The organism is bacterium, from assembly GCA_028820935.1.
In the GTDB taxonomy this organism is placed as follows: Bacteria; Actinomycetota; Acidimicrobiia; order Spongiisociales; family Spongiisociaceae; genus Spongiisocius.
The window spans coordinates 65468-79529 of sequence record JAPPHZ010000051.1; the positions used below are offsets into that span (position 1 = coordinate 65468).

Consider the following 14062-nt stretch of genomic DNA (forward strand, 5'->3'; position numbering starts at 1 on the left):
CTACCCGGTGGTCGGTCATCGAGCCCGCACCGGATCGACCGCGGTGACCAGCGCCTCGGCGAACTCCCGGTCGTTGATGTGGTGGTCCATCCTCACCAACGATACGGGGGAGTGGGGCGGGAGTCCCGACGCTACGCCCTCGGCGAAGGCTTCCACGGATCCGGGATCGTGGAAAGGGCCTCCCTCGATGTCGAGTTGGGAGACGCCCCTCATCGGCACCAGTACCGAAGTGGCGGCTCCAGGGACCCCGAGGCGTTCCGCCACCGTCCGGCCCAGCCGGTGGTTCTCCTCCGGGGTAGTGCGCACGAGGGTGACCAGGTCGTTGTGCGCCACGTGGGGCCGGTTCCGGAAGCGGTCCGGCAGGCTTGCCAGGGGCCCCAGGCAGATCATGTCGATCGCTCCCGGGGCGATGGCCTGCGGGACGGCGGATCGGGATGCCGCGGTGAGGCGGTCGGATCCCGCCGGCCACAGGCCCCCGAACAGCTCGTCGGCCACCTCGCTGATGGTCACGTCGATGGCGGATGCGACCAGGCCCTGGCTCACGAACGACTCGAAGGACCGGCCTCCGGTGCCGTTGGCGTGGAACACCAGCGGCTCGAGGCCGCGATCCACCAGGAGCTCGCGGCAGTGGGCCACGCAGGGGTTGGTGACGCCGTACATGGTCAGGGCGACCGCGGTCCCCGGTGCGCTCAACGGGAGCGCCCCGCCCGCCCGCAGCAGCGCCACCGCCACATGGGCCAGCCGGCCGATCATGCTCCGCAGGATCCGGTTGCCGCCCTCGATGTCGAGGATGGGGTAGAGCATGGTCACGTCGCCGCCGTTGACCAGCGCCCTGGTCTCGCCGGCCACCGAGGTCGCCATCAGGATCTTCGGGATGCCGATGGGAACGATGGGCGCCAGTACGGAGAAGGCCGCCGCCGCGTTGGAGCCGCCCATGCAGACCAGCGCCCCCACGTTGCCCCCATCCACCAACTGCCGGAGGATGCGGGCCGCGCCACTGATCATGGCCGACACCGCCCCCGCCCTGCCCAGGGGAGGAAGCTCCTCGAGGGAGAATCCGGCGGCTCCCGCCACGGCCTCTGCCGGGTGGTCGCAGCCATGGTCACCGCCGAAAACGCCGATGTCGATGGTGATGGGGGAAGCGTCGAGGCTACGGAGCTCCTCCACCAGCAGACCGAGCGGCTCGGCCTTCGTATCGAAGGCGCCGGCAACCACGACCCTGCTCATGGCCTGCAGTCCACGATCACCACACTTCGGGCAGGGCGGGGCGGGTGCTCAGATGGTCACGCTCTTGAAGGAGCGGACCGTGCTCTCGATGGCCACCTCGGTCGGCAGGCGCTCCATCGTGGAGGCGCCCACGAACCCGTAGCAGCCCGATCCACGCATCACCGTCCCGACTTCTTCGGGTCCCTCCAGCGGTCCTCCGTGCAGCACCACGATGATGTCGGGATTGATCGCCTCGGAGATCTCCCTGGTCTCTACGGCCTGCTCGATGCAGGCGTCGAGGGACATCGTGAACGAGTCGGTGGCGCCGATACTGCCGCCGGTGGTGAGGCCGAGGTGGGCGACCATCACGTCCACTCCCGCCTCGGCGAAAGCGGCCGCCTCATGAGCCTCGTAGCAATAGGACATGGTGAACAGGCCGAGCTCCGAGGCGGTCCGCAGCATCTCGACCTCCCGGTCCAGGCCGAAGCCGGTGGCTTCCAGGCTTTCCCTCCAGCGCCCGTCCGTGTAGCCGATGGATGGGAAGTTGATCACTCCGGAGAAACCCATCGCCTCGAGCCCGCCGAGGAACCGATCCATGACCCTGGTGGGGTCCGTGCCGTTCACTCCCGCGATCACCGGCGTGTCCTTGACGACCGGGAGCACCTCCCGCTCTCCCATCTCCATGACGATGGCGTTGGCGTCCCCGATCGGCAGCAGGCCGGCGTTGGACCCGTGACCGGCCATCCGGTACTTGCCGGAGTTGTAGATGAGGATCAGGTCGGCGCCTCCCGCCTCGGCGAACTTGGCCGATATTCCTGTACCGGCGCCGGCGCCGATGATCGGGCTCCCGCTCGCCAGGGTCGCCCGGAGCCGCTCCAAAACCTGATCTCTCGTGAACATACGGTTTCGCTCCTCTCGTGGTCCCGCTGTCAGTCCACCATCAGCAGGCCGCCGTTGACGTGGATGGTTTGGCCGGTGACGTACGCCCCGGCATCCGACGCCAGGAAGATGGCGGGTCCCACCAGGTCCTCGGCCACTTCCATCCGGCCCAGCGGGATGTACTTCTCGTATTCGAACAGGTAGTCGCGGTGATGGGCGTGCATGGGCGTGTCGACCGCGCCCGGGGCGATGGCGTTCACCCGGACGCCGTGCGGCGCCACGTCCTGGGCAGCCGCCCGGCTCAACGACTGCAGGGCGGCCTTGGCCGAGCAGTAGTCGACACCCCCGCCGTCCTGGTTGAACACCGAGGCCCGGGACGACCAGGAACTGCCGATGTTGATCACGCTGCCCCGCCCGGCGTTCACCATCTCCTGGAGCACCGCTCGCATGATCCGCATGGGAGCCTTCAGGTTGATCCCGTACATCCGGTCCCACTGCTCGTCGGTGACCCCGATGATGTCGGCGTAGCCCATGATCCCGGCGTTGTTGACCAGCACGTCGATCCGCTCGCTCAGATCCTTGGCCGCGGCCACGATCCGCTCGGGGGTGTCGGGTGCGGTGACATCGGCCACCACCGTCGCCACCCCGTGACCGATCTCCCCGATCTCGGCAGCGGTGGTCTCTAGGACAGCGCCGTTGAGATCCACGAGCACCAAGTCACTACCGGCGTGCGCGAAGCCGGTGGCCAGCGCCTTGCCGATACCCTGTCCGGCCCCGGTAACGATGCTGCAATGGCCGCTCAGGTCGAAGAGGTTCCTGGAGATGTCGGGAAACGGGAGGCTCAAACTGCTCGGTCCTTCGTCGCACGGATAAGGGTTCCGGGGATGCGGCGCAATCCTAGTGTCCCGAGTCCATGGTCCTTCATGCCCAGACCCTCGCGGGCGGTTGTAGGCCGGTCCGAACGTACTTGGCTCGCGACATTTTGCGATCATCCAACAAGGGGGTTGATCGTGTCACAAGACCTCCTTATGTTAACGGATGACCGTAATCACCAGCAGTCTGTATGCGACGTCGACCGGGCTGCCGGAGGGATCAAATCGTCCGAGGTGGCCCCATCCCGGGGTAGGGCCGGACGCGCCTCGGACCCAAGGTGGTGGCGGTGGGGGCGGGCCCATCGGGCGGAGGCGTTTCGCCGCGGTTTTCGCGTTCTTCCGGATTCGGATTGCTAGGGTTCGTGGCCCGCTCGGATCGGATTAGCAGGATGAGAGAAGAGATCACCATCACCAACCCGGCGGGTCTCCACGCCCGCCCGGCCGCCGAGTTCGTGAAGCGTGCCAAGGCGTCGCCGTCGAACATATCCGTAACCGCCAACGACAAGACCGTCAACGCCAAGAGCATGCTTGGGATCCTCAAGCTGGGAGCCACCTTGGGCACCACGGTCACGATCGAGGTGGACGGCGACGATGCAGGCGAGGTCTTGGCGGACTTCAGGGAGTTGCTGTCCGAAGAGGGCTGACCACTCGCCACTCGCCACCGGCGACTGGCCTCACGCCCCTTCGAGTATCCGTCGCACCTGGGCGGCGTCGGCTGCCTCTAGACACTCGTCGGCCAACTCCCGGCAGCTGTCGTGGCTCAGGCTGCGGACCCGTTCCTTGATGGTGGGCACCGAAGGGATGGCCACCGACAGCTCCTTGACGCCCAGCCCGATCAGGATCGGGGTGGCAACGGGGTCGCCGGCCATCTCGCCGCAGACGCCCACCCAGGGCCCGGCGGCCCCGGCTGCCGAAGTGGTTTCCCCGATCAGCCTCAGGACGGCCGGATCGAGATGGTCGGCCCGGTCGGCGACCTCCCGGTTGGTCCGGTCCACCGCCAGCGTGTACTGCGTGAGGTCGTTGGTGCCGATGGAGAAGAAGTCGACATGGGGTGCGAGCCGGGAGGCGATCAGGGCGGCGGACGGTATCTCGATCATGATCCCGACCTGGTAGTCCGCGGCGAACGGCAGGCCGTCGGCGGCCAGCGACTGCTCCGCCTCGGCCAGCGCCGACCGGAAGGCCATGAGGTCGGCAATGCCCGACACCATGGGCGCCATGATGGCCAGACGGCCCTCGGTCCCCGCTCTGAGCAGCGCCCTCAGTTGGTCGCGCATCATGTGGGGGCGGGCCAGCGTGAGCCGGATGCCCCGGAGGCCCAGGAACGGGTTGAGCTCCTCGCCGATCTCGATGCCGGGAACCTGCTTGTCGCCGCCCACATCGAGGGTGCGGACCACCACGAGGTGGTCCCCGAAGGCGCCAAGCACCGTCCGGTAAGCCTCGTACTGCTCTTCCTCTGAGATGGGACGGGTGCGGTCGAGGAACAGGAACTCGGTCCGGAACAGGCCCACTCCCTCGGCGCCCGCTTCCACGGCCCGGGAGGCGTCGGTGTCCGAGCCGATGTTGGCCGCCACCTCGATCCGGGTGCCGTCCCTGGTCAGGGCCGGTTGCCGCGACCGGTCCGCGGCGCTCGCTCTGGCTCTCCGCTGCTCCTCCTGGCGTTCCCGGAGCGTCCCGATCACGCTCTCGGTGGGATCAACGTAGACCTGGCCGGTCTCACCGTCCAGGGCGATCAACGTTCCGGGTTCGGTGGTCGGCAGGTCGACTCCCACCACGGCCGGAAGCCCCATTCCCCTGGCGAAGACGGCAATGTGGGAAGTGGCGCTCCCTTCCTCCGTGCAGAGGCCGAGGGCCATTCCCGGTGGGATGGTGGCTGTCTCCGAGGGGAAGAAGTCCTGCGAGACCAGCACCGACGGGACTTCCAGGGCCTCCCAGGTCTCGAGGGGCAGGTCGAGCACGGACCTGAGGAGTTGCGTGCCGACGTCACGAACGTCGGCGCCGCGAGCGGCCAGGTACTCGTCATCGAGCGACTCCAGCATTCCTGCCGACTCCTCGGTCACCTCGGATACCGCCGCCTCGGCACACACGGACTCCGACTCGATCCGGTCGCGGATCTCACCGGTGAACTCGGGATCCTCCAGCAGCAGGAGGTGCGCCCCGATTACCTCCGCCTCATCCGACCCCTCGCCGTGGCTCGCCGCCAGGTCGGACAGCCTGGTCCGGACGGTGGCCACGGAGCCGAGGAACCTTTCCACCTCTACGGCGTGATCCTCCACCCGGCGCCGGGTGACGTCGGGCAATTGCGAGACATGGAGGTAGGCGGGGCCGATCGCGACACCCGGCGAGGCGCCGATCCCGGTGCGCTCGATCACGGCAAGGTTCCTGACGTGCTCATCTTCTCCATACAACGCTCACGGTAGCCGGTCGGAGGGGCTCGGCTCGCGTAGCGTGTCCAGAAACTGGTGGTGGATGCATCCGTTGCTGGCGACCACGAACCCGCCGGTGGGGCCGACCGCCCGGCCGGATCGGTCGCTCACCGTTCCGCCGGCCTCGGTCACGAGGAGGGTGCCCGCTCCCATGTCCCAAGGCGGCAGGTCCTCCTCCCAGTATCCGTCCATCCGCCCGCGCGCCACCATGCACATGTCGAGGGACGCCGCACCCAGGCGCCGGACGCCCTGGGCCGCACCCAGCACCCGGCGGAAGCGGGTATCGCAGATCTCGAGCCGTTCTCGCCGTTCGTATGGAAAGCCGGTGACGATCAGGGCCTCGCCGAAGTCCTCCACGGAGCTCACCGCGATGGGCGATCCGTTGGCGCGGGCGCCGCCTCCAGCCACCGCCGTGTACTCGTTGCCGGTGATTACGTCCAGCACCACCCCGACCGCAGGGGCATTGTCGATCCAGAGCGCCACCGAAACGCTGACCCATGGGAAGCCGTGCACGAAGTTGGTGGTGCCGTCCAAAGGGTCGACCAGCCACACCCGGCCGTCCTCGGGGAGGCGCCCGCCCCGTTCCTCGCCCAACACCGGGTCTCGCGGCCGGCGCCGGGAGATCACGTCGAGGATGGCTGACTCCGAGCGATGATCCACCTCGGTGACGGGATCGGCGTCGGCCTTGTATCGAACCTCCACCCGCCGGTCCACACCGGATGCGACCTCCGCCGCCCCCGCGCGGGCCGCCTCCAGGGCTACCGGCAGATCGGCCTCGGACAACGGGGTCGCAGGCCGTTAACGACGGCGGGGGATGTCGGCGGCCTTGAGGAGGGCGCCGTTCTCGTCGAGGATGCCGATCTTGGTGCCGATGGTGGCCGGATTGGCCGCGAAGAGATCCCCGCGGTTGATCACCAGGAACCGGTAGTCCTCGATGGACCGGAGCCGCTTGACGGTCTTCTTGATCTGTTTGCGGTCGGCGGCGATCCCTAGAGCGCCCTTGGAGCAGATCAGGTCGGCCTGGCCGGACGGGTCCGGCTCCGCGGCGAGCTTGCTGACCATCGCCTGGCACAACTGTTCGTGGTTCATGGGGGCCATGTTCATCCCTACCGGTCGCGTAACGAATATAGACCGTAGCCGGGGTTCATCCGCCTACCCGGTGCTCGAGCATCCGGAGGAGCGGTCCGTCCTCGGGTTCGAGACGGACGACGGACTGCCACCCGCCGCGAGCAAGGGCATCGCGCAGGTCCTCGATCCCGGGTACCCCGGCGTCGTCCAGCGAGAGCCCGGCGGCGATGGCCTCACACAGGGCGCCGGTCGGAAGACCCATCCGCGCCGCCTCCCGGGCCGGGCCCACCAGGCGCTCGTCAGGCCCCAGCTTCCGGAGAGGGTGGCGCGCCACCCGGCGCACCGGGTCCGTGAGGGCGCCGACGGTGAACCGATCCAGGTTGGACCGTCCGTAGCCGGCCAGTTCGGCGCCGCTGCGATGGCCGAACTCGGCTGCCAGTACCCCGGCCATTGTTTGGACCATCTCTTCGAGACGGTTCCGGATCGTGGGGTCGGAGACGGCCTCGGCGATCGAATCGTGCCCGGATCGCAGACCCAGGAAGGCGGCCGCGGCATGGAGCCCGTTCACCAGCCAGAGCTTCTTCTTCCGGTGAAGCACCAGGTCGGACACCAACTCGAAGCCTTCGACCGCGGGCGGTTCGCCGACCCAGCCCTCCTCGGCGATCTTGAAGTCGAACGCGGACTCCACCTCGACGGTCAGCCCCTCGCCGGCGGCGCCGGGCACCAGCCGGTCCACCATGGTTTCCGGGAAGCCCACATCGGCCGGGATGGCGGTCGATCCTCCCGATACATGGTCGCGGAGAAGCGCGGTGTTGGGATCGGCGTTCTCGCAGGCCAGCACGTTGCCGACCCTGCTGCCGTCCTGCGCCAGAGCGGCGGCGATGACGGGGGCGACCTTCTCGAGCGCTCCGACACCCACGGCAGTGCACACCACGTCGGCCGAGGCGGTGGCGCGCACCGCCCGATCGGTGTCGGTCCCGGCGACGGCGCTCACCCGGTCGATCGTCACCGTACAGCGCCCGGACTTACCCACCTCGACGACCTGGTACGAACCCTCACTGTTCAGGAGATCGACCAGCTCCGGAAAGATGTCGACGAATACCACTTCCCAGCCGGCCCGTCCGAACAGCCATCCGATCAGGCCGCGGCCGATGTTGCCGGCGCCGAATACCGTGACCCGCCGTCCGGTCATTCTGTGGGAGCGGCCAGGGTCTCCCGAACGAAAGCTTCATCGGTGGTTACGGCCAGCCGGTCGCACAACTCCTCGTCGTCAAGAACCTCGGCCAGGTGCGACATGACGGCCAGGTGCTCGTCGCCTACCGCCGCCAGCCCGAACACGAGGTAGGCGACATCCTCCTCGTCGCCCCATGGCACGCCGGCCGGGTACTGGGCGAGGACGAGCGCGGTCCGCTTGATGAGACCCCGGTCCTCGTAGGTGCAGTGGGGGAGCGCGACCCCGTTGCCCAGGTAGGTCGAGATCACGCCTTCGCGGGCCAGCATCGACTCCCCGTACCCGGCCTCCACCGCGCCCAGGTCGAACAGCATGCCCGATACCAGCTCGATCGCCTGTTCACGGGTGTTTTCCTGCTCGCCGAGTGTGATCGCCTCGACGGTTGTTACAGACTCCATGCGCGCCTCCGCTCCGCTCTCAGACCCCTTCGACGTCCGCGCCCGCGGATAGATCGGCGACCAGTTTGACCAGCGCCGGGTCGTTCAGGAATGAACGGAACGCAACCACGGCCGCCTCGGGCGCGACCTGCTTGACACGATCGGCCAGACCGGCGTGGGTGACCACCACGTCGGCGCCGGCCGGTATGTCGTGGACCGGCGAGTGGGTGACCTTGATATCGAGCTTGGCCTTCTTGACCTTCTTCTTCAGAAAGTTCGTGACCATGAGGCTGGAGCCCATCCCCGCCTCGCACGCCAGGACGATCCAGCGGACATCTGCCGCCGCTTTCGAAACTGAACTCATGTTTGATGATCCTTCTGGTTGGAGAAGGGAAGAGCCCCCCGAGGGAGGCTCTTCCGCTCTAGGCGTTACTTAGGCTGTTCAGCCGGTGGGGATACCGGGCATGGTGCCGATCATGTCCTCGGTTCCCTCTTTCTCCTTCACCGGGGATACCCGCAGCAGGAGCGTGCCCACCACGAAGGCGGCAGCCGCTGCGGCCAGCACCCCTAGGAGAACCCCGACGTGCTGCCCTCTCGGTATCACCGCCAGGTAGGCGAAGATCGAACCGGGTGAAGGCGTTGCGGTGAGCCCCGCGTCGAATATCACGAAGATGATGTCGGCGAGGATGCCGCCGGCCCACACGGACAGGATCATGATCGGGTGCATGAGGATGTACGGGAAGTAGACCTCATGGATCCCACCGAAGAAGTGGATGACGATGGCGCCGGGCGCCGACAGCTTGGCCAGGCCCTTGCCGGCGAACCAGTAGGCCAGTAGCAGTCCTAGGCCGGGTCCGGGGTTGGTCTCGAGGAGGAAGTAGATCGAGCGCCCGGTTTCCGCGGCATCCTCGACGCCCAGCGGGCCCAGGACCCCGTGGTTGATGGCATTGTTCAGGAACAACACCTTCCCGACTTCGATTGGAATGTCCGCCAGCGGTAGCAATCCGACGTCTGTGAACCACTCGGCCGCGTTCCCGAACACGGTGGCGATAGCGGCCATGATCGGACCGATGATCACCTTGCCGAGTATGGCCAGGACGAAGCCCAGGATTCCGGCCGAGAAGTTGTTGTAAAGCATCTCGAACCCGACCGCGACCTTGTCCGAGAAGGACTCGTCGATCTTCATGATGATCCAAGCCGCCAGGGGCCCGACCAGCATGGCGCCCAGGAACTGGGGCGGATCGCCTGTGGCGCCGCTCGCCAGTTCGAAGTCCGCGCCGATGACGATTCCCATCGTGGCGATGGCGCCCATCACGCCTCCCCGATGGCCGTACACCATCTTGCCGCCTGTGAACCCGATCAATACGGGCAGCAGGTAGACGATGATGGGACCTACCAGTTCGGAGAGACTCTCGTTGGGTATCCACCCGGTGGGAATGAAAAAGGCGGTGATCAGTCCCCACGCGAGAATCGCGCCGATGTTGGGGATGACCATGCCCGCCATGAAACCACCGAACTTCTGCAGATGTGTAAGCATCCGGCCTCCTCGGACGTAGCTAGCTACTCCGGCCAATCCTAGAGAACCGTCATCGCGCTGACAAACGTTTTCTGACTCGGAGTCAGCATCGCGATAGCGCCTCGAATCCCGGATGGGTTGGGTGTCCCCCCTACCTCCCCGTTCAGCCGTGAGCGAACTTCCTGTAAGCGGCTGCTACGGAGGTGAAGCTGAAGGCCACCGCCGGTGTACCCAGGATCCAAAAGGCGATGCTGCCCGCGAGCCCTTGTTCTCCGCCGTTGAGGGTCCCCATCCAGTAGAGGGCCGCCACTCCGGGGACGAACAGCAGGGCGCACACGAATACGACTCCTAGGAGCCGGATACGATTGCCACTGGTCATCTCCGCGCTCCGTGCCAGGGCCTGGAACCCGGTCGCCCTTCGTTCCACTATCAGGAACGCGTAGAGGCTGTAGATCATCAGCACCATGATGCCGGGCACGATGAAGAACAGGGTTCCCACCGCGACGGTCAGGAAGAACACCGCCGAGGACCTCACGAAGCCGTCGCGCGCCCACCAGTCGTCCCGCGGCGGTCCTGTCCCGGCGCCGGGCGAGACGGCAGCCAGAGCGGTCCGGGAGACGGGCCAGGCGCCGTAACCGGCCACTACCAGCGCCAGGATCCAGAGGGCCAGGTTCGTCCAGTAGTTGCTAATGGCCAGCGAGACCAGGCGCACGGCCGTAGGTACGGCCATCAGGATTGCCGCGCGGGCCATAAGGGGGCCGCCGCCGGCGCGGAGTCCGGCCACACCGTCTCTCAGCACCGTTCCGACGGGCAGGCGGGGAATGTTGGACCGGCTCACGTTTCCTATCGAGGTGGGGGACCGGACCAGGCTAGCCGCAGCGGCCTGTGGTCAGTGGCCAGTGAGTGTTGTAGCGCGGAGTTGTCAAGGAAACGCACTAGGTCTGCCGGCCAGAGGAACTTGACTACCTCCAGGTCGCCTGACGGCCCAATGGCCACCGGCCACCTCTCAGAGATCAGTAGTCAGTAGTCAGTAGTCAGTATAGGTTAACAGCAACTAGCAGGGACCTTTCGCCCCTAGTTGACAGACCGGGCTAAGCAGGACTTACGAAGTTGCCCTTAGAGGCCGAGTTCGGCCATGATCTCAGGTCCGTAGGCCACCCAGAACCTCCACGCGGCAACGACCAACACCACAGAGACCACGAGGGTAAACACTGCGTACTTGCCCCTCGACATCGAAAGCTGATCAGTGCCACACCGGGGACATGACGACGGCTGTACGAGCGATGAGGTTCCTACAACCCCGACAGCGAACTAGAGTCACCTAGCCGGCGCGCTTGACATCCGGCTTGACGAACGGGCGCACCTCACGCAACAGTCGCTTAGCCACCCGCTCGCCCTCCTTCACCTGCTCGGGGGTGAGGTGGAGCGGCTTCTTCTGACGCTTACGCTTCTGCTTAGAAGTCATCTTCGATGTCGTCCTCTATGTCGAACTGTGGGCGGACGCTGTGGCATGGCCATCAGTGGATCGTCGGAGCCGGTGGATCATCGCCCAGAAGGCCAGCGATCACGTCCTGCTCAACGCCCGCCAGGCTGGCGTTCTCGGCCATCCGATCAGTTTCCTGACGGCATTTGTCGAGGTAGTTCGTAGCCGCTTGGTAGTTACGCGACGAGGCTTTCTGAGAGTGACGGTTGATCTCTAGGGGCCTTGCCAGGTCTGTGTCCTTCACGCCAAGGTCTCGGGAGCAGTTCTGGATGTACGGTGTCTTGGTGAATGACGGACTGAAGTTCTGACTGTGTTCGGCGATCTGCGCGTTGATGACGGTCAGGACCTCCTCGAACGCCTCACGCTCTGCCTTCACGGCAGCACTCAGGGCGTCGGTCCAGTAGCCGGCGGCGTACGCGTCTACATCGCCGTAGGGTCGCAATTCAACCGGTCTTCCAATGTCGCTGACTCCAGCACCCATTATAGACCGCATGACAACCCTCGGCGGGTTGGGTACGCTGAGGGTTGCTACAGACATAACGGGACAACCTTACCGCTGGGGACCTTCGTCGCATGGTCCCTTCGGTCGGTTGCGGTCCCGTGTCTGTAGCAAGAACGAAGGCCCCAACCGGAGGGACCACCAACAATGAACTGGTGGGAGGAGCTTGTCCACCACCCCGACGAGTTAGTGGGATGGGCCACGCTCGGCCTGACCGCCATCGTTGTTCTGGCCGTCATCGTAGGCGCCATGGCCCTGCTGCTCGACCATCCGCTTGCCTGCACGGGAACCGCCGTTGTCCTCCTCGGCCTCGTGCTCCTGTGGCGTCTCGTCGGAGTGCCTGCCGGCTTTCTAGTACTGGCGGTCTGGGGGATATGGGAGGCTGTCAAGAAGCGCTCGGGAACCGAGGGGGGACAATAATGCCCTGGGTGTTCCTGGGCGTAGCGACCGCCGTACGAATCGCGTTGGTCTATGCGCTACTCAGGCGCCGATGCCCGTGCCAGCATCGTCCTACGGACTCGTAACGCCAACTACGCCGAGTACCGACACCCGAGGGGGTTCGGCTGCCTCAGATGCCTAGTTTGCTTTTCATGTAAGCCGTCAAGAGCGACTCGGCGACCTTCCATGTGGTGCTCAGGGCATCTGGCGCGATACTCCGGATCACTTCCCACCGCGCAACCTGCTCTTTCTCGGGAAGTTCTGGATTTGTTAACTCCTCGAATGCCTCGCGAAGGGTCAGTCGGTCGGCCTCGTCCAGGTTTTCCGACGCAAGTTGGTTCTCGACGTGCCACAGGCGTTCCTTTCGGCTCGCCCAAGGATGCGCGGCTCCACAGTGGTTACAGAACGAAGGCGGCCCATAGCTCGCAAACGAGATAACGCCGTCGGCCTTATACCTACCGCGAATGTTCGTGTCGCACTCCGAGCACCGAACGAGAATCGAAGCTCCACACTTCGAGCAGAACTTCTCAACGGGGAATCTCGACCTATCACCTGTGATGGCATGACCCCTGGCGCATACAGCGCCCTGTCCGTAGTATCCCACTATCGGATGAGTCCTCGTCGTCGAAGCTCCCGCTGGCGGTCTGAGTTCCTCACGACTCTCCGCCGCACTTCTGTATCAAAGCATCCGGCTCAGTTCGTCGAAGTGGTCGAGGATGGATTCTATGGTCTCGTCGAGTTGCGTCGCCATCTCTGCCTCCCACTTGTCGAGGAGTGCTTCCAGGTGCGCCAGTTCCAATTCGGTGGCGACCCCTCTAGCCCACTTGTCAAGAAGTGCTTCGAGGCGCTGTTCGTCGGCGGGTTGCAGCCCCATGGGACCAGCGGTACCATGCGCCATTGGCACTCCTTGTCCGAGCGCTTCGACGAACCTCTTTGGTCAAATTTGAGGGTTCGTCGCGCTCTGTTCGATGTTTACGTATTACAAGCTGAGAATAATTCTAGCTCGGGAGCAGTCTTGCAGCGAATGGCTCTATCCCGTCTCCCCGACTAGCTTCCGGTAGGGCAGCCTCTTCCCCCTCATCTCCCGTACCACGTAGCCCATCCGATCCAGGGTCCCGAGGTCCTTCGTGTTGATCCGCCCACACACCTCGTTGACATAGCGTTGGAGGTGCTTGTCGCTGACCCAGTGATGCGTTCCCACGTAGCGTCTCTTGAACGCCGCCCACAGGGACTCGACACCGTTGGTGGTGACCTCCCCTCGGACGTACTCACCTCTGCCGTGATCCACCCACTCGTGGTGGGGTAGGGCTCGGTAGGAGAGTTCCCCGTCGGTGTAGATCATGGCGTCGGCCGTGGTGGTGCGGGCGACGAACTCGCGTAGCTGATCCTTCTTCGTGGGGTAGTACGAGCACACAGGGAGGGGCTCCAGCACCCTCGCCCACACCTTCCCCGTGGCCCTGTCTCTAGCCCCCACCACCATTGTCTTGTCCCCTGGTCCTCCCTTGTGCCAGTGCTTCTTGTGGGCGTGCTTCCACTTCTCCTTGCCTCCGATGTAGGTCTCATCCACCTCCACGGGTCCCTCGAACGGCGGAGGTGGTGTGGAATAGGCCTCTCGGATGCGGTGGAGCATGGACCAGGCGGTGCTCTGCGCCACCCCTACGTACTCCTTGAACGCGCTCACGGAGATGCCCTTGGGGTGTGTGACGTGGACGTAGATGCCCAATGCCCACTTGAGGAGGGGAAGGTTGGAGCGTTCCATGAGACTGTTGGTGCGGACGGAGAAGTACGAGCGGCAGTCGGTACACCAGTAGGCCATCGTCTTGTGGGAGGCCTCACGCGTGCTGGTCGATCCGCACCGCGGACAGTATCGCCCGGTCTTCCCCCACCGTTGGTCCTCGAACCAGGCTCTCGCTGCCTCCTCGTCAGGTATGAGCTGGCTGAACTCGATAACAGATAGAGTCTCTCCCCCCACTGCTTCCCCCTTGGTTGTGCTGTCAACTAGGGTAGCAAGGTCCCAACTAGCAACTAGCAACTAGCAACTAGCAACTAGCAACTAGCAACTAGCAACTA

At 65.4% G+C, this 14062-nt stretch carries 15 protein-coding genes and 1 pseudogene; 2 read left to right on the top strand and 14 right to left on the bottom strand.

Annotation, left to right across the window (positions count from 1 at the left end; genetic code table 11):
* Nucleotides 1-15: 15 nt before the first annotated feature.
* Genes OXM57_15160 through OXM57_15170 form a run of 3 tightly spaced genes read right to left on the bottom strand, consistent with a single transcriptional unit; the run spans nucleotide 16 to nucleotide 2930 of the window.
* A complete protein-coding gene (locus OXM57_15160) occupies nucleotides 16-1227 on the bottom strand; it encodes a Tm-1-like ATP-binding domain-containing protein (protein MDE0354018.1) in 1212 nt (403 codons plus the stop codon).
* Nucleotides 1228-1275: 48 nt separating this feature from the next.
* Entirely contained in the window at nucleotides 1276-2106 is an 831-nt protein-coding gene (locus OXM57_15165; protein MDE0354019.1) for a phosphoenolpyruvate hydrolase family protein, read from the bottom strand.
* A 29-nt stretch (nucleotides 2107-2135) separates the two neighbouring features.
* Nucleotides 2136-2930, bottom strand: coding sequence for an SDR family NAD(P)-dependent oxidoreductase (locus OXM57_15170; protein MDE0354020.1), 795 nt, complete (start codon nucleotides 2928-2930; stop codon nucleotides 2136-2138).
* Nucleotides 2931-3346: 416 nt separating this feature from the next.
* Between OXM57_15170 and OXM57_15175 the strand changes: the two genes are divergently transcribed.
* On the top strand, nucleotides 3347-3601 hold the full coding sequence (locus tag OXM57_15175) for an HPr family phosphocarrier protein (GenBank protein MDE0354021.1): 255 nt from the start codon (nucleotides 3347-3349) through the stop codon (nucleotides 3599-3601).
* A gap of 30 nt (nucleotides 3602-3631) precedes the next feature.
* Here the strand turns inward: OXM57_15175 and ptsP are convergent, their stop codons facing one another.
* The 9 genes and pseudogenes from ptsP to OXM57_15220 form a co-directional block, all read right to left on the bottom strand.
* A complete protein-coding gene (gene ptsP, locus OXM57_15180) occupies nucleotides 3632-5326 on the bottom strand; it encodes a phosphoenolpyruvate--protein phosphotransferase (GenBank protein ID MDE0354022.1) in 1695 nt (564 codons plus the stop codon).
* 39 nt (nucleotides 5327-5365) lie between these two features.
* A complete protein-coding gene (locus tag OXM57_15185) occupies nucleotides 5366-6163 on the bottom strand; it encodes an inositol monophosphatase family protein (GenBank protein MDE0354023.1) in 798 nt (265 codons plus the stop codon).
* A 15-nt stretch (nucleotides 6164-6178) separates the two neighbouring features.
* Entirely contained in the window at nucleotides 6179-6478 is a 300-nt protein-coding gene (locus OXM57_15190) for a hypothetical protein (protein ID MDE0354024.1), read from the bottom strand.
* A gap of 46 nt (nucleotides 6479-6524) precedes the next feature.
* On the bottom strand, nucleotides 6525-7640 hold the full coding sequence (locus OXM57_15195; GenBank protein MDE0354025.1) for a mannitol-1-phosphate 5-dehydrogenase: 1116 nt from the start codon (nucleotides 7638-7640) through the stop codon (nucleotides 6525-6527).
* The gene (locus OXM57_15200) at nucleotides 7637-8077 is read right to left on the bottom strand and encodes a PTS sugar transporter subunit IIA (GenBank protein MDE0354026.1); all 441 of its coding nucleotides are present in this window, start codon (nucleotides 8075-8077) and stop codon (nucleotides 7637-7639) included. Before OXM57_15200 ends, OXM57_15195 begins: the two co-directional genes overlap by 4 nt.
* A 19-nt stretch (nucleotides 8078-8096) precedes the next feature.
* A pseudogene (locus OXM57_15205) lies at nucleotides 8097-9593 on the bottom strand (PTS mannitol transporter subunit IICB).
* Nucleotides 9594-9735: 142 nt separating this feature from the next.
* On the bottom strand, nucleotides 9736-10410 hold the full coding sequence (locus OXM57_15210; GenBank protein MDE0354027.1) for a hypothetical protein: 675 nt from the start codon (nucleotides 10408-10410) through the stop codon (nucleotides 9736-9738).
* A gap of 483 nt (nucleotides 10411-10893) precedes the next feature.
* On the bottom strand, nucleotides 10894-11037 hold the full coding sequence (locus tag OXM57_15215) for a hypothetical protein (protein MDE0354028.1): 144 nt from the start codon (nucleotides 11035-11037) through the stop codon (nucleotides 10894-10896).
* Between the two features lie 52 nt (nucleotides 11038-11089).
* Nucleotides 11090-11593 carry a hypothetical protein gene (locus OXM57_15220; GenBank protein ID MDE0354029.1) on the bottom strand — a complete coding sequence of 168 codons (504 nt, stop codon included), beginning with the start codon at nucleotides 11591-11593 and terminating at the stop codon, nucleotides 11090-11092.
* A 108-nt stretch (nucleotides 11594-11701) separates the two neighbouring features.
* Between OXM57_15220 and OXM57_15225 the strand changes: the two genes are divergently transcribed.
* Nucleotides 11702-11974, top strand: coding sequence for a hypothetical protein (locus OXM57_15225; protein ID MDE0354030.1), 273 nt, complete (start codon nucleotides 11702-11704; stop codon nucleotides 11972-11974).
* A gap of 697 nt (nucleotides 11975-12671) precedes the next feature.
* Here the strand turns inward: OXM57_15225 and OXM57_15230 are convergent.
* On the bottom strand, nucleotides 12672-12890 hold the full coding sequence (locus OXM57_15230; GenBank protein MDE0354031.1) for a hypothetical protein: 219 nt from the start codon (nucleotides 12888-12890) through the stop codon (nucleotides 12672-12674).
* A gap of 132 nt (nucleotides 12891-13022) precedes the next feature.
* Entirely contained in the window at nucleotides 13023-13964 is a 942-nt protein-coding gene (locus OXM57_15235) for an IS1595 family transposase (GenBank protein MDE0354032.1), read from the bottom strand.
* Nucleotides 13965-14062 lie beyond the last annotated feature (98 nt).